Source organism: Pseudonocardia lacus, assembly GCF_018531445.1.
Taxonomy (GTDB): Bacteria; Actinomycetota; Actinomycetes; order Mycobacteriales; family Pseudonocardiaceae; genus Pseudonocardia; species Pseudonocardia lacus.
In genome coordinates this window covers 1-18,852 of record NZ_JAHDTH010000163.1, presented here as the reverse complement: position 1 = coordinate 18,852, position 18,852 = coordinate 1, and the positions used below count along the sequence as shown (strand labels likewise).

Here is an 18,852-nt window from a genome sequence, read left to right as displayed (position 1 = left end):
GGGCGTTCACCTTCCCCGGCCACGGCTACGGCCCCGGGCGGCGCCACGCCGCCGCGGCCGACGAGGCCCGCGCGCTCGGCGCCGTCGACCTGCCCGGCCCGCTGCGCAGCGGCGGCTCCACCCCCACCCTCGACGCCACCGACGGGAGCGTGCTCACCGAGGTGCGCCCCGGCGTCTCCGCGCTCAACGACGCCCAGCAGGTCGAGCTCGGCTCCTGCGACTGGTCCGACGTCGCGCTCACCGCAGTCGGCACGGTGGTGAGCGCGACGGGCCGGCAGGCCGTGCTCGACACCGGCAGCAAGGTGCTCGGCGCCGACCAGCCGGCCTGGGCGAGCGGCGGGGGCCGGCTGCCCGACCACCCCGACGCCCGCGTCGTGGCGCTGTCCGAGCACCACGCCACGGTGCGGTTCGACGCCCACCCGCCGGTCCGGCTCGGCGACGTCGTGCGCGTGGCGCCCAACCACGTCTGCGCCGCGGTCAACCTCGCCGACGACCTGGTCGTGCTGCGCGACGGCGCGCCGGTCGACCGGTGGGCCGTCGCGGCGCGGGGCGCCAACCGCTAGGCGGCGACGACGTCGGCGAGCGCGCAGCAGACGTTGTCCGGCGCCCCGGCCGCGTGCACCCGGCGCACCAGCTCGTCCAGCGCGGCCTCCGGATCGGCCACCTCGACGAGCACCGCGCGCAGCACGTCGTCGGGCAGCACCCGGTGCAGGCCGTCGGTGCTCAGCAGGTAGCGGTCGCCCGCGCGGGCCTGCTGCAGCAGCGAGTCGGGCCGGGACGCGGCCGGGTCGGCGCTCCCGTGCAGGGCCCGGACCAGCCTCGTGGCCTGCGGGTGCGACTCGGCCTCCGCCGCGCTGAGCCGGCCCTCGTCGACCATGGCCTGGACGAGCGTGTGGTCGTGGGTGAGCCGGGTCAGCTCACCGTCGCGCAGCAGGTAGGCGCGGGAGTCGCCGATGTGCACCAGCGCCAGCTCCGAACCCGACCAGGCCAGCGCGGTGAGCGTCGTCCCCGAGCCCGGTTCCGGCTCGTCGGCGGTGAGCAGCCGCACCGACGCCTCGGCGCGGTCGGTGGCCACCCGCAGCGCGCCGAGCACGTCGCCGGTGGCCGGCGGGCCGTCCACCAGCGTTTCGACGGCGAGGCTGCTGGCCCGTTCCCCGGAGGGGCCGAACCCGTCGGCGACGGCGAGCACCCGCTCACCGGCCAGCGCCGCGTCCTGGTTCAGCGGGCGCACCAGCCCGCGGTCGGTGCGGGCCGCGCAGCGCAGCACGAGGGGGCGTGGGGTGTCGGTCATGTCGGGTCCCTTCCCGGTGAGGTGGTCGACGAGGAAGGACGCGAGCGGGCGGCGCGCGGCGACGTCGGCCTCGACCTCGCGCCAGAAGGCCGCGACCTCGCGGGCGGCCGCCGGCCGGGACAGGCCGGTCACCACCCTGATGCGGGCCAGCGGCATGCCGATCCGGCGCAGCCAGGCCACCAGCAGCGCGTGCTCCAGCTGGTCGCGCCGGTAGTGCCGGTAGCCGGTGCGTTCGTCGACGACCGCCGGCGTGACCAGCCCCAGCTCCGCGTAGAGCCGCAGGGCCTTGGGCGAGAGCCCGCACGCGCGGGCGAACGCCCCGATGGTCAGCAGCTCCACCGCGTCCTCCTCGTCGCCGGGTGCTGGTCACCCGGCCCTCCGACCGTCGGCCCTGCCCTTCGGTGAAGGTCAAGCCGGCACCGGAAAGCGGTGGCCGTGGTGGCGGCCCGTGGGGCAGGTTGGGCCGCGTGCGCGCACCCGTTGCCATCGTCACCGGAGTCGGCCGGCGCATCGGCATCGGCACCGCGATCGCCCGCCGGCTCGCCGCCGCCGGCGTCGACCTGCTGCTGCAGTCCTGGTCGCCGCACGACGCCGAGCAGCCGTGGGGCGTCGACCCCGGTTGGCCCGCCCCGCTGGTCGACGAGCTGACCGCGCTCGGGCGGGCCGTCGCGCACGTCGAGGCCGACTTCGCCGACCCGGACGCCCCGCGGCGGGTCGTCGCCGCGGCCGCCGAGCGCTTCGGCGGCGTCGACGTGCTGGTCGCCAACCACGCCCGCAGCAGCAGCCAGGACCTCGAGCACCTCACCGCCGCCGAGATCGACCTGAGCTACGCGGTCAACACGCGCGCGACGCTGCTGCTGGTCAAGGAGTTCGCCGCCACGCACGACGGCACCCACCCCGGCCGGGTGGTCCTGATGACATCCGGCCAGCACCGCGGCCCCATGCCCGGCGAACTGCCCTACATCGCCTCGAAGGGCGCGCTGCACCAGCTCACCGCGAGCCTGGCCGCGCACCTGGCCCCGCGCGGGATCACGGTCAACACGGTCAACCCGGGGGCGACCGACACCGGCTGGCCCGACCCGGAGACCGAGCAGGCGGTGCTGGAGGTGGAGCCGATGGGCCGCTGGGGGACCCCGGAGGACGCCGCCCGGCTGATCGGCTGGCTCGCCGGCCCCGACGCCGGCTGGGTGACCGGCGAGGTCGTCAACTCCACCGGCGGCGGGCCCTGATCGTCCCCAGCCCGTCGAAAACGAACTTGTCGTGATCAACAGGGCCTGTTGATCACGACAACGTCGTTCTCGACGGCTGGGGGCGCGGGCTGGCGTGTTCTCGCAGGGCTGGGGCGGCCCCGTGGGCGCGCAGCGTCGACACCTCTCCCGAGTGCTCCCCTGCCGCAGGCGCTGCAATGGCCGGGCCGACGTGACGGCAGGGCCCTCCTCGCAGGGGGTGTGGGCGCGCTACGCGCGCCCGGGCTTGCCTTCGGCGCTCACCACAGCCGTGGGCGGGGGCTCAGGGGGCGAGTCGCAGGGCCAGGTCCGCCGCCCACTCCCGGTACGACGTGGCGCCGGGGTGGAAGCCGTCGGTGGCCAGGGCGTCGACGCCCGACACGGCCGGCACCGCGGCGTGCAGGACGCCGGGGGCGCGGGCGATGGTCCGCAGTTCGCGGTCGAGGGCGCGGGAGTGCCAGCCCAGCACCGTGCGCAGCGGCCGGGGCAGCGCGGGGAAGGTGCCGAGGTCGGGCACGCCGGTCAGGACCACCCGCCCACCGGGGGGCTGCGCCGCGCGCAGCGCGGCGACGATCGCGGCGACGTCCCGCCGCCACGCGCCGCGCCCGGTCAGGCCGAGGGTGTCGTTGACGCCGAGGACGATCACGGCGATGTCGGACGGCTCGGCCAGCGCCGCGGGCAGCAGGTCGGCGCGGGCCCGCCGGGCCGTGGAGCCGGCGCGGGCCGACACCCGCCAGTCGACCCGCCGCCCGACCCGGGCGGCCAGTTCGTGGGCGAGCCGGGTGCCCAGCCCGTCCTCGATGCGCGCGACGCCGACCCCGGCGGCCGTGGACTCGCCGAGCACCACCAGCGCGAGCGGCGTGCCTCCGGCCGTGCTGCCCGCGCGCGGGCCGTCGGCCTCGGGCAGCACGGGGATGCGCCTGCGCACCCGCACGCCCTGCCCGAGCAGCACCGGCGCCATGAGGACCGCCGCCGGCCGCGACAGCCGCACCCGCACCCCACCCACGCCGTCGACGCTAACAGCGTGATCGGCCCGGCCCGCCCGTCCGAGGTCGTGCGGCCCGGCAGAATCGCGGGCGTGGAGCCCGGGCCGGAGCTGAGGTACGCGCGCACCGCCGACGGTGTCACCGTCGCCTACCAGGTCCTCGGCAGCGGGCCGCCGCTGGTCTGGCTGCCCTCGCTGGGCAACCTCGTCGCCCAGTGGCGGGTGCCGGTCCTGCGGGCCACCTACGAGCGCCTGGCCCGCGCGCACACCCTCGTGCTCTACGACTCCCGCGGCATGGGCAGCTCCGACCGCCGCGTCGCCCTCGACGACCTGGGCGTCGACGCCCACCTGCGCGACCTGCACGCCGTCCTGGACGCCGCCGCGCTCGACCGGGCAGCGCTCCTGGGCTACTACCACTCCGCGCCCACCGCGCTGGCCTTCGCCGCCCGCCACCCCGATCGGGTGCGGCGGCTCGTGGTGTTCGGCGGCGCGCCCCGCCTGCGCGACGCGCTGGGCCCCGCCCAGACCCAGGCCCTGCTGTCGCTGGTCGAGCAGGACTGGGATCTCTTCGCCGAGTCCGCCGCGCACGCCTGGCTGGGCTGGTCGGCCGGCGAGAACGGCCGGCTGGTCGCCGAGGTGTTCCGCACGGCGGCGACCCCGGCGGTGGCCGCGGCCTGGTTCGCCGCGGCCGCCGCCATCGACGTGACCGACCTGCTGCCCGAGGTGCTCGCGCCGACCCTCGTGCTGCACCGGCAGGGCGAGGGGCAGATCCCGGTGGAGGTCTCCCGGCGCCTCGCCGACGCCCTCCCCGACGCGACGCTGCGGGTGCTGCCGGGGACGACGCCCACGCTGTTCCTGCACGACGGTGGCTCCGACCTCGACCTGGTCTCGCGGTTCCTGCTGACCGGACGGACCGGCCCGGCGCCCGCGGACCCGGTCGCCCGCCCGGACGGCGTGTCCGAGCGGGAGCTGGAGGTGCTGCGGCGGGTGGCGGCCGGCGACTCCAACGCCGAGATCGCCCGCGGGCTCGGGATCGCGGTGCACACCGTCGAGCGGCACACGGCGAACCTCTACCGCAAGATCGGTGCGCGGGGTCGCGCGGACGCCACCGCCTACGCCCTGCGCCGGGGGATCGTCTGACGGCCCGCAGTGGCGGTGATCCGCCAGGGCGCGATGGCGGATCGCCGGGAAGCGGCACCCTGACCCGCCCGACGACCATCGCACCCATGACGACGACAGCACCGGCGCCCTCCGGAACCTCGTGGCGCATCACCCGCCTCACCACCCCGCTCGCCCGCGCGTTCGCCGGGCGGCGGTTCTTCCCGCTGTGGGCCGTGGTGCACCACCGCGGCCGGCGCACCGGGCGTGACCTCGCGGTGCCGGTGGCGCTGCTGGTGACCCCGGAGGCGTTCGTGGTGACGCTGCCCTGGGGGTCGGGCACCAACTGGGTGCGCAACGTGCTCGCCGCCGGGGGCTGCCGGGTGCGGTGGAAGGGCGTCGACCACGACGTCACCGCGCCCGAGGTGATCGACCGGGCCCGGGCGCGGGCCTTCTACGGGCGCGCCACGTGGTGGGTGGCCGAGCGGGTCATCAAGGCCGACTCGTTCCTGCTGCTGCGCCGGGAGCCTCAGCGGTAGTCGTCCGCCTCGGCCTCCTTCCCGCCCTCGCGGACCTCGGTGATGTAGCGCCAGACGTCCGGCGCGCTGCCGTCGACGTCGGTGAAGCCGTAGACCTCGGCCAGCTGTCCGCTGGACAGCGACCGACCGTTCCACCGGGCGACGTCCGGGTCGGCGGCCAGCGCGGCGACCGCGCGACCCACGTAGAGCGGTGTCTCGGACACCTCGAAGCCGGGACGTCCCTCGATGGCGTCGCGCCAGTTCTCCTCGGTGACGCCGAACGCCTCCAGCATCGCCTCCGAACGCAACCAGCCCGGCGTCAGCGCGACGGCGGTGGCGTCGTGGCCGGCCAACTCGTGGCCCAGTGCGAAGCCCATCCGGTTCACCGCGACCTTGGCCAGGTCGTAGAAGAACGACACCCGGTAGGTGCGGTCGTTGTACTCGGTGGTGCCGTCGCCCACCTCGACGACCAGCCCGCCGGGCGTCTTGATCAGCAGCGGGATCGCGAAGTGGCTGGTGATGGCGTGCGTCTCGACGGCCAGCCGCAGCATGTGCAGGCCGTGGTCGAGGTCGGACTCCCAGACCGTGGCGTCCCACTCGATCCGGTTGGCCCCGAAGATGTCGTTGACGAGCACGTGCAGCGCGCCCTGCTCGCGCTCGATGCGCTCGACGAGCGCACGCACCTCGTCGGGGACGAGGTGGTCGACCCGGACCGGGATGCCCCTGCCACCGGCCCGGTCGACCAGTTCGGCCGTCTCCTCGATGGTCTCCGGGCGGTCCATCTCGGACCGCTGGCCGCCGCCGCTGCGGCCGGTGACGTAGACCGTGGCCCCCGCTTCGCCGAGCGCGGTCGCGATCCCCCGCCCCGCGCCCCTCGTCGCCCCCGCGACCAGGGCGACCCGTCCTGAGAGTGTTCCCGCCATGGCCGGCACGGTAGGCGCGGCCACCGACAGTTCCGGCGCCACCGATGAGTGCGGCCCCGCCGGCGGGTCACACCCGCATGCCCACGACGATCCAGCCGATCATCATGACCACCGACGCGGAGCGCCTCGCCGCCTTCTACACCGGCCTGCTCGGGGCCACCGAGATCCGCCGGGTACCCGAGGACGGCCCGGTCTTCTTCCTCGGGCTGAAGGTCGACGACGCCGAGATCGGCGTCGTCGCCGACGACTCGATCGACCCCGACACCGCGCCGCGCGTCCTGATCAGCATCGACGTCCCCGACGTCGACGCGCTGCTCGACCGCGTCGCCGAGCTCGGCGGGAAGGTGTCCGGCCCGCCGAACGACATGCCCTGGGGGCAGCGGGTGGCCCACGTCCAGGACCCCGACGGCAACCCCGTCAACCTGACCACGGCGATTCACTCCGTGTAGCGGTTCACGCGTTCGGGTACTGACCGGTCGACGCAGCGTCATTCCCGAGCCATCCCGGACAGGAGAGGGGCCATGAGGTACCGGTTCCGCAAGTCGCGAAATTTCGGGCCGTTCCGCTTCAACTTCACCGAGAACGGGTTCTCGTCGTGGGGCCTGAGCATCGGCCGCTGGTCGTGGAACTCGCGCACCCGGCGCCACACCCTCGACACCCCCGGCCCCGGCTACGTGGAGTCCGGCGGCCGCCGCCGGCGCTGACCCCCGCCGTCCCGTGCCGGGAAAGCCACCTTCAGGACGCCAGACGTCCTGGAGGTGGCTTTCCCGACGTTCGGGGCCGGGACCGGGGTCAGAGGAGGCCGACGGCGCGGCCGGCCTGGCGGCCGGAGAAGAGACAGCCGCCCAGGAACGTGCCCTCCAGCGCGCGGTAGCCGTGCACGCCGCCACCGCCGAAGCCGGCCACCTCGCCCGCCGCGTACAGCCCGGGCAGGGGCTTGCCGGCGGCGTCGAGGACCCGGCCGGACAGGTCGGTCTGCAGGCCGCCGAGCGTCTTGCGGGTGAGGATGTTGAGCCGCACGGCGATCAGCGGCCGGTGCTTCGGGTCCAGGATCCGGTGCGGCGCGGCCGTGCGCACCAGCCTGTCGCCCCGGTAGCGGCGGGCCCCGTGGATCGCGGTGATCTGCAGGTCCTTGGCGAACGGGTTCTCGATCTCGCGGTCGCGGGCGGCGATCTGGCGCTGCAGGTCGACCAGGTCGATCACCGGTTCGGTGCCGTCGCGGCCGGGCCGGGCCAGCTTGTTCATGCCGGCGACCAGTTCCTCGAGCGTGTCGGCGACGACGAAGTCCTCGCCGTTGTCCAGGAACGCCCGCACCGGGGCCGGGGCCCCGGGGCGGACCCGGCTCAGCGTGCCCAGCACGCTCTTGCCGGTGAGGTCGGGGTTCTGCTCGGAGCCCGACAACGCGAACTCCTTCTCCACGATCGTGCCGGTGAGCACGAACCAGGAGTGGTCGTAGCCGCTGGCGGTGATCGCGCCGAGCGTGCTGAGGGTGTCGAAGCCGGGGTAGTTCGGGGCGCCGAACCGGCGGCCGGTGGCGTCGAACCACATCGACGACGGGCCGGGCAGGATCCGGATGCCGTGCCGGGCCCAGATCGGGTTCCAGTTGGCGATGCCCTCGGTGTAGTGCCACATCCGGTCGCGGTTCACCACCCGCCCGCCGGCCTGCTCGGTGATGGCCAGCATGCGGCCGTCGACGTGCTCGGGGACGCCCGAGATCAGGTGCTCCGGTGGCGTGCCGAGCCGCTCGGGCCAGGCAGCCCGGACCATGTCGTGGTTGGCCCCGATGCCGCCGGAGGTGACGATCACCGCGGGTGCGCGCAGCTCGAACTCGCCGACCTCGGTGCGTGAGCTGGCCGTGCCGCGCGCGGCGTCGGAGGGTTCCAGGACGGCGCCGCGCACGCCGTCGACGACGCCGTCGGTGGCGGTGATCCCGTCGACCCGGTGCCGGAACCGGAACTCGACCAGCCCCTTAGCCGCGGCCTCGCGCACCCGCCGCTCGAACGGCGCGACGACCCCCGGCCCGGTGCCCCAGGTGATGTGGAAGCGGGGCACCGAGTTGCCGTGCCCGTCGGCCGCGCCGCCGCCGCGCTCGGCCCAGCCGACGACGGGGAACCAGCGCATCCCCATCCCGTGCAGCCAGGCCCGCTTCTCGCCGTTGGCGAAGTCGAGGTAGGCGGTGGCCCATTGGCGCGCCCAGTAGTCCTCGCCGGCCGGGTCGTCGACGCCGCGGTCGAAGCCCGCGCTGCCCAGCCAGTCCTGCATGGCGAGGTCGTGGGAGTCGCGCACGCCCATCCGGCGCTGCTCGGGCGAGTCGACCAGGAACAGCCCGCCGAACGACCAGAACGCCTGCCCGCCCAGGTTCGTCTCCGGCTCCTGGTCGAGCAGCAGCACCTTCTTGCCCGCGTCGGCGAGCTCGGCGGTGGCGGCCAGCCCGGCCAGCCCGGCTCCCACGACGATCGCGTCGGCGTCCATGCCGCAACCCTGGTGGGCGGCCGGAAGGGGGTCAAGCGCGGAGCTCAGGCGGCGGCGGTGGCCCGGGTGAGCGCGGCGGTGAGGGAGCGGTAGCCGATGCGGGCGGCGTGCTCGACGCGGGCCCGGTCGGTGGTCAGCCCGCGCACCCCGGCGTCGGTGTCCGGGACGACGGGCAGCAGGTGCGCGCCGCGGCGGGTCGGGTGCGCGGCGTCGTCGATGAGCGCGACGGCGGCGGCGTGGCGGTGCTGCTGCTGGGCGATCGAGCCGAGGCCGGGGGTGAGCCGGTCGAGCAGCCGGGCCCAGCGGGCCGGGCCGCCGGCGGGGGCGTCGCGGCGCAGCTCGGGGGCGGTGCGGTTGACCAGGGCCAGCACGTGCGTCGAGCCCTCGCGCAGGGCCGGCAGCACCGGCAGCGGCTCGGTCACCGAGCCGTCGATCCAGCGCCGCCCGGCCAGCTCGACGGCCGGCCCGGCCAGCAGCGGGATGGAGGCGGTGGCGCGCAGGGCCAGCTTCCACTCCGCGGACGTGCGCGGCTCCAGCACGTGCGCGCTGAGGTCGTCGGCGGCGGTGGCGAGCACGCGCAGCGGGACGGGGGAGTCGCGCAGCCGGTCCCAGGGCAGCGGCTTGGAGTGCACGAGGACGTGGTCGAGCAGGTGGTCGAGGGAGACCATCGGGCGCCGGGTGCCGAGCCGGCGCGGATCGATGAACTCGCGGCAGGCCATGTCCTCGAAGAAGATGTGCGCCGAGCCGCGGCCGCTGCCCAGCAGGGCGCCGGACCCGACGAAGGCCCCCGCGGAGCTGCCGTAGACGGCGTCGAACCAGCCGGTGAGCCCGGCGTCCTCCAGCGCGTGGGCCATGCCCCCGGAGTAGGCGCCGCGCATGCCCCCGCCGCCGACGACGAGCGCGACGCGGTGGCCGTCGTCGCGGTGGCCGTGGTCGCGCCTGAGCGCGAGCACCCGCAGGACCTCGTCGTCGCCGGGCAGCGCGGCGGCGGGCGTGTCCGGGATCACGGTGGCGGGAACCCGCCAGCGCCGGGGGCGGCGGCTGGGGTGCGGGTTCGCGTGGCGGGTCGGCGCGCGGCGGTAACGATCCGGTTCCGGAGCTGCCATCGACCCTTCCCGCGGACTTACCGTCCTCTGTCCCGCGCGGGCGCGCCCGGCGGCGGATCACCAGAAGGACGCCCATGACAGGACCCCCACGCGGGGGTGCACCGAGCGGAGGACGGGCTCGTGCCGGCCCGTCCAGTATCGGCAGCCGCGCGGGCACCCGCAACACCCCCGATCCGCGCCGCCGGGGTGGCGGGAATCGCCAACCGGCCGATCTCGCTGGTCACCCACCCGGGTGAGTTGGTATCCCTACTGTCGCGCTGGGTCCGCGCGCGCGACGCGGGGGTGCCCGGCCGGCGCTGATCCCGTCGGCGACCCGGCCCGGCGGGGGCCGGGCGATCCACCGCTCGACATCGCTGCACAACACCCGCTGCACGCAACACCGCTGCACGACACCCGGCCGACCGGCCGCGACACCGGTCGGCGCGCCGGGCTCCGGCGCCATCGCGGTCCGCACGCCGGATCCGACGGGGAGACCTGGTGCCGCACCCGGAGCACGAGCCGGGGCGGCGGTCGCGACGAGACGTTGAGGGGAACGGCATGACGACACCCGGGCAGTACGGCGGCCAGGCGGGAGCCGACGGGCCCACCAGACCGGTGAACACCCCGGGGGGCTACCCGCAGCACGGTCCCGGCGGCACCCAGTACGGGCCGCCCGCCGGCGGGTACCCCGGCCAGAGCGGCGGCTACCCGCAGCCGCAGCCCGGCCAGGGCGGTGGCTGGCCCCCGCAGCAGGGCGGCGGGTGGCCCGGCCCGGGGCCCGGCCAGTACCCGCCGTTCCAGCCGCCCGGCGGCGGCCCGCCCGGGCCCTCCTCCACCAAGGGCATGATCATCGGCATCGTGGTCGCCGTCGTCGTGCTGCTCGGCGGCGGTGGCGCGGCCTGGTACTTCCTGGCCGGTCCCGGCGCGGCGGACAAGGGCAGCACGCCGGTGACGCCCGGCGGCCCGTCCGCGGCGGCGCCGGCCGCACCGGTCGCTCCGCCGAGCCCCACCCCGGCGGAGACCGGCGACGTGAACGCCGTCGACGTCGAGGTGGGCGAGTGCGTGAGCCTCGGCGGCACGACCTTCGACGCCACGGTCGAGGAGGCCGCCTGCGGCAGCGACGGGCCCACCTTCATCGTCACCGCCAAGACGGAGAGCTCCGACGAGTGCTCCCCGGACTCCGACCAGTGGTTCTACGAGACCCGCAACAACGTCGAGCAGGGCGCGCTGTGCCTGGACATCGACTGGGTCCAGGGCGACTGCTTCGAGATGTCCGGCGAGCTGCCGGAGCGGGTCGCCTGCACGTCGCAGGGGCTGGACACGGTGCGGGTCGGGGAGACGATCACCGGCACCACGGACGCCTCGCAGTGCCCGGAGGGCGCCTACACCTACGACAACCGCAAGATGGTCGTCTGCCTCGACCAGGTCTGACCGCGGTGCTCCGCCCGGGGGTGGGCGGACGAGCGTGCCGGAGGGGGACGCATGACGGGATCGGCTGCGGGGTCGCCAGGGGGAGGCGACGAGCCGGCCGGCGCGGACGACGAGGTCACCCGGGTGGTGCCCCGCGGCTCCGAGGAGGTCACCCGCCACCTGCGCAAGCCGGGGCGGGACGGCGGCCCGGACGTCTCCGGGGAGGTCACCCGCGATCTGCGCCGCAGCGTGCTGCGCCGGTTCGGGCCGCCGTCGGGCCCGGGTCGGGCCCGGCCGGGGGGCACGCCGTCGGCGCGACCGCGCCGCGCGCCCCCCGAGCCCGCGGTCGAGCGCGACGAGTTCGGGTTGCCCCGGGCCCGGTTCACCCCGCCCGGCCCGGTGCCGCCCGCGCCGACGCCGGGCCGGCCCGGCACCGCGCTGATCGCGGTCGGCGTGGTGGTGGGCCTGCTGTTCCTGGGCGTCGCGGGGCTGGGGCTGTGGGTCATCCTCGGGGCCGGCTCCGGCGGGACGAGCGCCGCCGACCTGGCCACCGGCGACTGCGTCAGCGTCGCCGAGACCGGCGCGGAGTCCGGCCCGACGGTCGAGCCGGCCGACTGCGGCAGCCCGCGGGCCAACTTCAAGGTGGTGGGCACCGGGTCGACGACCGCGACGTGCCCCGGCGACGTCGACAACGCCTTCACCCAGGTCGCCGACGGTGCGCCGGCGGTGGCGGTGTGCCTGGACATCGACTGGGTCGAGGGCGACTGCTTCGACCTGTCCGCCACCCCGGTGCGCGTCGACTGCGCCGCCCCGCCCGGCTCCCGGACGGTGCGGGCCGCCGAGACGCTGCGCGGCACGGTCGACGCGGGGGAGTGCTCCACCGGGGCCGGACTGCCCTACGACGTGCGCGACTTCATCGTCTGCGCGCGGGAGCTCTGAGCCCCGCCGCCGTTCGGCGAGGACTGTCCCGCGGTGATCCACCGACGGTAGTGTCGGGCTCGTGGCGCAGCTCAAGGTGGACACCGAACCCGACGAGGTGGGCTTCGACGCGGCCCGGTTGGCGCGCATCGACGACCACTTCCGCCGCTACGTCGACGACGGCCGCCTGGCGGGCTGGACCGTCGCGGTCACCCGGCGCGGCAAGGTCGCGCACCTGACCCACCACGGGCTGGCCGACGTCGAGGCCGGCCGTGCCGTCGCCGACGACACCCTCTGGCGCTACTACTCGATGACCAAGCCGATCACCTCGGTGGCGGTGATGATGCTCTACGAGCGCGGCCTGCTCGCGCTCACCGACCCGGTCTCCCGGTTCATCCCGTCGTTCGCCCAGCAGCGGGTGTACGTGGCCGGCCCGGCCGCCAACCCGGCCACCGTCCCGGTCACCGAGCCGATGCGCGTCTGGCACCTGCTCAGCCACACGTCCGGGCTCACCTACGGCTTCCACCACGCCCACCCGGTCGACGAGATGTACCGCAACGCGGGCCACGAGTTCGGCGTGCCCAAGGGCATGGACCTGGCCGGGGCCTGCGACACCTGGGCCGGCATCCCGCTGGTGTTCCAGCCCGGCACCGAGTGGAACTACTCCGTCGCCACCGACGTGCTGGGCCGCATCGTGGAGGTCGTCTCGGGCAAGACCCTCGACAGGTTCTTCGCCGAGGAGGTCTTCGCGCCGCTGGGGATGACCGACACGGCGTTCTGGGCCGCCGAGGACGACCACGACCGCCTCGCCGCGCTCTACATCCCCGACCCGGGCAACGGCGGGCGCATCCGCCGCCACGACCGGATGGGCGCCGGCGCCACCCGGCAGCCGGTGTTCCTCGGCGGCGGGGGCGGCCTGGTCGGCACCGCGGCCGACTACCACCGCTTCACGCAGATGCTGCGCCGCGGCGGCGAGCTCGACGGCGAGCGGCTGCTGGGCCCGCGCACGGTCGCCTACATGACCCGCAACCACCTGCCCGGCGGGCAGGACCTCAAGGCGGTCGGCCGCCCGATCAGCGCCGAGTCCGAGACCACCGGCGTCGGCTTCGGGCTGGGCTTCTCGGTGGTGCTGGACGCGGCCGGCTCGAAGTCGCTCACCAGCCCCGGCGAGTACGCCTGGGGCGGGCTGGCCAGCACGGCGTTCTACGTCGACCCCGTCGAGGACGTCACCGCACTGTTCTTCACCCAGCTGATGCCCTCGAGCACCTACCCCATCCGCCCCCAGCTGCGCACGCTGGTCCAACAGGCCCTGGTGGACTGATGCCCAACGCCCTCGCCCTGACCATCCGCATCGTCGTCATCGCCGTCGGGCTGTGGGTGGCGACGCTGATCGTGCCCGGCATCGAGGTGGAGTCGCCCACCACGGCCAGCGGCATCGGCACGCTGCTCGGCGTGGCGCTGATCTTCGGCATCGTCAACGCCGTGCTCAAGCCGCTCATCAAGGTCGTCGGCTGCGCGTTCTACGTGCTGACCCTCGGCCTGATCAGCCTGGTGGTGAACGCGCTGCTGTTCCTGCTGGTGGGCGCGATCGCCGACGGCGTCGGGCTGCCGTTCGAGGTGTCCGGGTTCTGGGCGGCGTTCTTCGGCGCGATCGTCGTCGGCGTCATCTCGTTCGTGCTGCACGTGGCCATCCCCGACCGCTACGACGAGCGCTGAGGTACGACGAGCGCTGACGCGTCAGACCGGCCAGGTCTCGCGCCGGTACCCGGCGTCCCAGAACATCCACTCGTAGCGCGACGTCGTGGCGAAGTGCCGGCGCATCGCGGCGAGCTCGCCCGGCGCCAGGTCGGCGCCGACGCGGTCGGTGAGGTCGAGCACCTCGTCGACGACGGCCTGGAACCGCTCGCCGCCGTACATCGCGATCCACTCGGCGTACAGCGGGTCGGGCGAGCCGCGGTCGACCAGGTCGGCGCCCACCCTGGCGTAGATCCAGTAGCAGGGCAGCACGGCCCCGAGGGCCTCCGGGAACGAGCCGCCGTACGCGGTCGCGAGCAGGTAGCTGAGGTAGGCCTGGGTGGTCGGGGCGACCGGCTCGGCCGCCGCGGCCCGCGCGGTCGTCCCGAGCCCGTCGAGCAGGCCGGCGTGCATGCCCTGCTCGGCGGCGACGGCGTTGCCGGCGCCCGCGGCGAACAGCGCGGTGCCGCGGTCGTCCGGGGCCTTGGCCGCGCACACCGCCAGTGCCCTGGCGTAGCCGCGCAGGTAGTGCGAGTCCTGGACGACGTAGTGCCGGAAGGCGGCGCGCGGCAGCGTGCCGTCGGCGAGGCCGGCGAGGAAGGGGTGGTCGAGGATCGCGGCGTAGACGGCCTCGATGTCGGACCAGAGCAGGTCGCGGGTTCGGGTCGCGGCGGTCACCATGCCCGAACCGTACGTGGGCGGGCCGCCGCGAAGCGCTCAGTAGTGGGCCGAGTACGGGCCGCTGTCACAAGGTGAGACGTCGCTCACTCTTGGGTATCCTGAAACGGGGAGGTGACCCGACCGGGTCACGATTGTCTCTCCACGGCAGCGACTCAGCGCCGAGCAGCGCACCGGACCGCACCATCCCTGCGGAGGTGATTGCGATGATCCCCGTCCCGATGGACCATCACGAGAAGATGCGGCTGCGCGCAGCCGCGTTCCGCGTGACGCGCCTGTACCCGGGCCCCGTCGGTGAGGTGCTCTCCCGGGAGCTGCTCACCTGGGAGGAGTTCGGATACCGGCTGGGCGGGGGCGCGCTGGTGATGCGCCTGGTCGACCACGTCCTCAAGACGCCGATCGCCCAGGGGGAGGCAGCCTAGACCGCCCCTGCGGCGCGTCAGCGGTCAGCGGTCGGCGATCGTCACCGTGACGGTCGGCGTGGCCGGGCGTGCCGACCCGACGCCGTCGACGGCGCCGGCCACGGCGATCCCGAGCACCAGCAGCGACGCCAGCGTCACCACCGCGCCGGCCCGCGCCAGCAGGTCCACGCCCCGGCGGGAGCGGGGGCGTGGCGGGCGGCGGTGCTGGCCGCCACGCGCGGTGCGCGGGGCGGCGGGGTGCGCGGTGTCGGGCATGGCGGATCCCGGTTCGTGAGCAGGGACGACGACCGCCGGACCGCCCGGCCCGGCGGTCCGACGCGACCGGTCGGGGCCCGCGCGAGCCGGCGACCGTTCGACAGTGAGATCGCCGGACGGTCAGCGTCCGTAACGGGGTGTCACCCGTTCGTGTTCACGTCCGGGCTCGTCAACCGCTCGCGGAGCTCGCGCTTGAGCACCTTGCCCGCGGCCGACACCGGGATCTCGTCGACGAAGTGGACCTCCCGGATGCGGTTGTAGGGCACCAACTCCGCGTTCACGCGCTCCAGCAGCGTCGCCCTGGCCTCCTCGGGCATCGCCGGGGCCACGACGAACGCCACGGGCAGCTCGCCGACCTCCGGGTCGCGGCGCCCGACCACCGCCGCGCCCAGCACACCCGGCTGCTGGTGCAGCAGCTCCTCCAGCTTGCGCGGGTACACGTTGTAGCCCTTGTAGAGCAGCATGTCCTTCTTGCGGTCGACGATCGACAGGTACCCGTCCTCGTCGAGCACGCCGACGTCACCGGTGCGCAGCCAGCCGTCGACCAGCGTGGCGGCGTTCTCCTCGGGTCGGTTGCGGTAGCCGACCATCACCTGCGGCCCCCGGATGACCACCTCGCCGGCCTCCCCGACGGGCAGCGGCTCGAGGTCGGTGCCCGCGGGGTCGACGACGCGGACCTCGGTGTCGAACACCGGCACCCCCACCGAGCCGATCTTGCGCAGCGCCGACCTCCCCGGCGGGGCCGATGTGGCGCCCATCGTCACCTCGGTGAGCCCGTAGCCCTCGGAGATCGGCACGTCCTCGCCCAGCCGGGCGCGCAGTGCCCGGATGATCTCCACGGGCAGCGGCGCCGCACCGGAGGAGACCGCCCGCACCGACGACAGGTCGCGCGTGGCGAAGTCGGGGTGGCGCACCAGGGCGGCGTACAGCGGCGGGGCGCCGCCGAACCCCGTCACCCGGAACCTCTCCGCGTCGGCCAGGTAGGCGGCCGGGTCGAAGCGCTCGTGCAGCACCGTCGTCGAGCCGGTGAGCTGCGGGATGTTCATCCCGCCGATCGTGCCCATGGCGTGGAACCACGGGGTGAGGTTGATGGCCACCCCCGTCCCGAGCGGGGTGGGGAACTCCTCGGGGTCGCCGACCTGCTCGATCCACAGCCCGCCGTGCCCGTCGACGCGCGGCTCGGCGCCGCTGCCCCAGCACGCGTACTGCAGCGAGTTGACCACGACGTTGCGGTGCGGCAGCTGAACGCCCTTGCTGCGGCCCGTGGTGCCCCCGGTGTAGGCCAGGTGCGCCAGGTCGCGGTGGACGTCGACCTCGACGTGCGGGTCGGTCGTCGGGGCGCCGGCGTGGAACGCCTCGAAGTCGACGGCGCCGGGCACCGCGTCGAGCTCGACCCGGTGGGCCGGGTCGAGCCCCTGCGCGCGGTCGGTCAGCAGGACCAGCCGCACGTCCGTGCGCTCCCGCACCGCGGCCAGCACCGGCGCCGCCGGCACCCAGCCGACCACCGCGACGGCCCCGCAGTCGGCCAGCTGGGCGGCCAGGTCGGCCGCCGGCAGCAGCGGGTTGGCCGGCGAGAACGTGGCCCCCGCCAGCAGCGTCCCGTAGTAGGCCACGGGGTACTGCGGGCAGTTGGGCAGGTGCAGGGCCACCACGTCGCCGCGCCCGACCCCCGCCGCGCGCAGCGCGTTGGCGAACGCGCACGCCCGCTCGTAGATGCCGGCGAAGGTGAGCTCGCGGCCGAGGAAGTGCAGCGCGACCCGGTCGCCCCAGCGGCGGGCGGCCCCGGCGACGATCGCCCCGACCGGGACCTCCGGGTACTCCAGGGTGGTCCGGTGCTGGGCCTGCTGCACGGTCTCGGTCACAGATCGCCTCCGTTGGCTCTGCGTCGTGGGGGGAGGGGCGTCGTGGGGGGAGGGGCGTCGCGGGGGAGGGGCGTCGCGGGGGAGGGCCGGTCAGCTGCTGCGCCGGCCCGGGGTGAACGACACCGGCAGGTGCTTGATGCCGTTGATGAACATCGACTGCAGCCGCTGCGGCTCGCCGGTGGCGTGGATGTCCGGGACGCGGGTGAGCAGCTCGCGGAACATCACCGACATCTCCCGGCGGGCCAGGTGCGCGCCCATGCAGAAGTGCGGACCCGGACCGCCGAAGCCGACGTGCGGGTTCGGCGAGCGCAGCACGTCGAACTTGTCGGGGTCGGCGAAGTGCTTCGGATCGCGGTTCGCGGCCCAGTAGAACAGCAGCACCTTCTCGCCCTCGGACATCGGCTGCCCGCCGAGCACGGCGTCGGTGGCCAGGGTGCGCCGCATGAAGATCACCGGCGAGGCCCAGCGGACGATCTCCTCGACGGCCGTCGGGGTGACCTTGTCCAGGTCGGCCAGCCAGGTGGCGCGCTGGTCGGGGTTCTCGGTGAGCAGCTGCAGGCCCCAGCTGGTGGCGTTGCGGGTGGTCTCGTTGCCCGCCACGACCAGCAGGATGAAGAACGACGCCAGCTCGTCGGGGGTGAGCCGCTCGCCGTCGATCTCGGCGTTGACCAGGGCCGAGGTGACGTCGTCGGTCGGGTTCTCGGCGCGGTGGCGGCCCAGGTCCTTCATCAGCTCGGCCAGCTCGCCGCCCGCGGTCAGCAGCGCCGTGATGATGTCGGCGCCCTCGGGCACGTACTCCGGGTCGCCGGCCCCCAGCACGATGTTCGACCGGTCGAAGACGAAGTCGTACTGGCTGGCCGGCACGCCCATCATGTCGCACACGATCGCCAGCGGGAGCTTCGCCGAGATCTCGGTGACGGCGTCGCACTCGCCCTTCTCGATGACGTCGTCGACGATCTGGGTGGCGACGCGGTGCACGTCGTCGGTGAGCAGGCTCAGCCGGCGCGGGGTGAACCCGCGGGAGACGATGCGGCGCAGCCGGGCGTGCCGCGGGTCGTCCATGTTGATCATCGAGCCGAAGAACTCGTTGAACTCCGGCGGCAGGTCGGTGACCGAGGTGGCCCCACTGCCCGAGGTGAAGATCGACGGTGTCCGGCTGGCCTCCACCACGTCGTCGAGCCGGGTGAGGGCCCAGTAGCCCGGTCCGGTCGGGAGGATGGAGAACTGCGGCTCCTCGTAGAAGGCGATCGGCTCCTGCTCGCGCAGCGCGGCGAACCCCGCGGCCCGTTCGGGGATCGGGAGGCTCCAGAAGCTCGCCATGTCGGACAGGTTGGGGCGTCCTGGCCAAGCGGGCTGGTGCGCTGTCGTCGGCGTGGCCATGACTGACCTTTCGGTGGCGGGACAGATCAGACCACTCTAATTACCAGCCGGTAAGGCTCAAGGGTCCGAACGCGCCAACTCCCCACCGGTGGGGGCCGACAGCAGCCCGCGGCCGTACGCGATCGTGACCGCCTCGGTACGGCTCGTGGCGCCGAGCTTGGCCATCACCCGCGACAGGTGCACGCTGACCGTCTTCTCGCTGATGAACAAGGCCTGGCCGACCTGGCGGTTCGTGCCGCCCTCCGCGACCAGGGTGAGCACCGAGCGCTCCCTGGGGGTGAGGGGGTCGGGGCCGGTGGGGCGGACCGGGTCGGTGTCGCGCAGCCGCAGCCCGGCCCGCTCGGCCATCGCCAGCACCGCCCGTTCCAACGGGCGGGCCCCCAGGTGCTCGGCGGTCCGCAGGGCGGTGCACAGGTCGTCCTCCGCCGGGCCGCCCGCGACGTGCGCGGCGCCCGCGCCCAGCAGCGCCTCGGCCCGGCGCAGCCGGGCCTCGGCCTGCCGGTAGCCGCAGGGGCCGCCCGCCTCGGCCGGGGCACCGGTCTCGTAGCCGAAGGCCGCCACGACCTCGCCCCACGCCAGCGGGTCGGACGCGCCC

General features: G+C 75.0%; 21 protein-coding genes. 11 read left to right on the top strand and 10 right to left on the bottom strand.

Annotation, left to right across the window (positions count from 1 at the left end; translation table 11 throughout):
- Positions 1-563: type III PLP-dependent enzyme domain-containing protein (locus KIK08_RS28040; protein WP_491063189.1), on the top strand; the 563-nt coding region annotated here is incomplete at its 5' end.
- Here KIK08_RS28040 and KIK08_RS28035 read toward each other — a convergent pair.
- On the bottom strand, positions 560-1,630 hold the full coding sequence (locus KIK08_RS28035) for a MerR family transcriptional regulator (protein WP_214406272.1): 1,071 nt from the start codon (positions 1,628-1,630) through the stop codon (positions 560-562). The two genes, KIK08_RS28040 and KIK08_RS28035, sit on opposite strands and share 4 nt — an antisense overlap.
- Before the next feature lie 128 nt (positions 1,631-1,758).
- Here KIK08_RS28035 and KIK08_RS28030 point away from each other — a divergent pair, with 128 nt between their 5' ends.
- Positions 1,759-2,520 (top strand): SDR family oxidoreductase, encoded by a 762-nt coding sequence (locus tag KIK08_RS28030; protein ID WP_214406271.1) that lies wholly within the window; start codon positions 1,759-1,761, stop codon positions 2,518-2,520.
- A gap of 280 nt (positions 2,521-2,800) precedes the next feature.
- Here KIK08_RS28030 and KIK08_RS28025 read toward each other — a convergent pair whose 3' ends face one another.
- Positions 2,801-3,523: an SGNH/GDSL hydrolase family protein gene (locus KIK08_RS28025; protein ID WP_308257938.1), complete on the bottom strand. Its 723-nt coding sequence runs from the start codon at positions 3,521-3,523 to the stop codon at positions 2,801-2,803.
- Positions 3,524-3,595: 72 nt separating this feature from the next.
- On the opposite strand from KIK08_RS28025, the gene KIK08_RS28020 reads away from it, so the two are divergent.
- Complete coding sequence (locus tag KIK08_RS28020) at positions 3,596-4,642, top strand: alpha/beta fold hydrolase (RefSeq protein WP_214406270.1); 1,047 nt, start codon at positions 3,596-3,598, stop codon at positions 4,640-4,642.
- Between the two features lie 86 nt (positions 4,643-4,728).
- Complete coding sequence (locus KIK08_RS28015) at positions 4,729-5,139, top strand: nitroreductase/quinone reductase family protein (RefSeq protein ID WP_214406269.1); 411 nt, start codon at positions 4,729-4,731, stop codon at positions 5,137-5,139.
- On the opposite strand, the gene KIK08_RS28010 is transcribed toward KIK08_RS28015, so the two are convergent.
- Positions 5,130-6,041 carry an SDR family oxidoreductase gene (locus tag KIK08_RS28010; RefSeq protein ID WP_214406268.1) on the bottom strand — a complete coding sequence of 304 codons (912 nt, stop codon included), beginning with the start codon at positions 6,039-6,041 and terminating at the stop codon, positions 5,130-5,132. The genes KIK08_RS28015 and KIK08_RS28010 overlap by 10 nt on opposite strands.
- A gap of 77 nt (positions 6,042-6,118) precedes the next feature.
- Between KIK08_RS28010 and KIK08_RS28005 the strand changes: the two genes are divergently transcribed.
- Positions 6,119-6,490, top strand: a complete 372-nt coding sequence (locus KIK08_RS28005; RefSeq protein ID WP_214406267.1) for a VOC family protein — start codon at positions 6,119-6,121, stop codon at positions 6,488-6,490.
- A gap of 72 nt (positions 6,491-6,562) precedes the next feature.
- Positions 6,563-6,745: a DUF4236 domain-containing protein gene (locus KIK08_RS28000; RefSeq protein ID WP_214406266.1), complete on the top strand. Its 183-nt coding sequence runs from the start codon at positions 6,563-6,565 to the stop codon at positions 6,743-6,745.
- An 88-nt stretch (positions 6,746-6,833) separates the two neighbouring features.
- Here KIK08_RS28000 and KIK08_RS27995 read toward each other — a convergent pair whose 3' ends face one another.
- Positions 6,834-8,513 carry an FAD-binding dehydrogenase gene (locus tag KIK08_RS27995; protein WP_214406265.1) on the bottom strand — a complete coding sequence of 560 codons (1,680 nt, stop codon included), beginning with the start codon at positions 8,511-8,513 and terminating at the stop codon, positions 6,834-6,836.
- A 44-nt stretch (positions 8,514-8,557) separates the two neighbouring features.
- Positions 8,558-9,619, bottom strand: a complete 1,062-nt coding sequence (locus tag KIK08_RS27990) for a patatin-like phospholipase family protein (protein ID WP_214406264.1) — start codon at positions 9,617-9,619, stop codon at positions 8,558-8,560.
- A gap of 537 nt (positions 9,620-10,156) precedes the next feature.
- On the opposite strand from KIK08_RS27990, the gene lppU reads away from it, so the two are divergent.
- The 4 genes from lppU (at position 10,157) to KIK08_RS27970 (ending at position 13,642) form a co-directional block, all read left to right on the top strand.
- Entirely contained in the window at positions 10,157-11,029 is an 873-nt protein-coding gene (gene lppU / locus KIK08_RS27985; RefSeq protein ID WP_214406263.1) for an LppU family putative lipoprotein, read from the top strand.
- Positions 11,030-11,080: 51 nt separating this feature from the next.
- On the top strand, positions 11,081-11,947 hold the full coding sequence (locus KIK08_RS27980; RefSeq protein WP_214406262.1) for an LppU/SCO3897 family protein: 867 nt from the start codon (positions 11,081-11,083) through the stop codon (positions 11,945-11,947).
- A 61-nt stretch (positions 11,948-12,008) separates the two neighbouring features.
- A complete protein-coding gene (locus KIK08_RS27975; protein ID WP_214406261.1) occupies positions 12,009-13,247 on the top strand; it encodes a serine hydrolase domain-containing protein in 1,239 nt (412 codons plus the stop codon).
- Complete coding sequence (locus KIK08_RS27970) at positions 13,247-13,642, top strand: phage holin family protein (protein WP_214406260.1); 396 nt, start codon at positions 13,247-13,249, stop codon at positions 13,640-13,642. Before KIK08_RS27975 ends, KIK08_RS27970 begins: the two co-directional genes overlap by 1 nt.
- A gap of 21 nt (positions 13,643-13,663) precedes the next feature.
- Here KIK08_RS27970 and tenA read toward each other — a convergent pair whose 3' ends face one another.
- Entirely contained in the window at positions 13,664-14,341 is a 678-nt protein-coding gene (gene tenA / locus KIK08_RS27965) for a thiaminase II (protein WP_214406259.1), read from the bottom strand.
- 203 nt (positions 14,342-14,544) lie between these two features.
- Here tenA and KIK08_RS27960 point away from each other — a divergent pair, with 203 nt between their 5' ends.
- A complete protein-coding gene (locus tag KIK08_RS27960; protein WP_250557955.1) occupies positions 14,545-14,760 on the top strand; it encodes a hypothetical protein in 216 nt (71 codons plus the stop codon).
- 24 nt (positions 14,761-14,784) lie between these two features.
- Here the strand turns inward: KIK08_RS27960 and KIK08_RS27955 are convergent, their stop codons facing one another.
- The 4 genes from KIK08_RS27955 to KIK08_RS27940 all read right to left on the bottom strand — a co-directional run.
- The gene (locus KIK08_RS27955; protein WP_214406258.1) at positions 14,785-15,015 is read right to left on the bottom strand and encodes a hypothetical protein; all 231 of its coding nucleotides are present in this window, start codon (positions 15,013-15,015) and stop codon (positions 14,785-14,787) included.
- A 140-nt stretch (positions 15,016-15,155) separates the two neighbouring features.
- Positions 15,156-16,877, bottom strand: coding sequence for a class I adenylate-forming enzyme family protein (locus KIK08_RS27950; protein WP_308257937.1), 1,722 nt, complete (start codon positions 16,875-16,877; stop codon positions 15,156-15,158).
- 90 nt (positions 16,878-16,967) lie between these two features.
- A complete protein-coding gene (locus KIK08_RS27945) occupies positions 16,968-18,197 on the bottom strand; it encodes a cytochrome P450 (protein WP_250557954.1) in 1,230 nt (409 codons plus the stop codon).
- A gap of 117 nt (positions 18,198-18,314) precedes the next feature.
- Positions 18,315-18,852, bottom strand: a 538-nt coding sequence (locus tag KIK08_RS27940) for a helix-turn-helix transcriptional regulator (RefSeq protein ID WP_214406256.1), incomplete at its 5' end; no start/stop codon positions are given.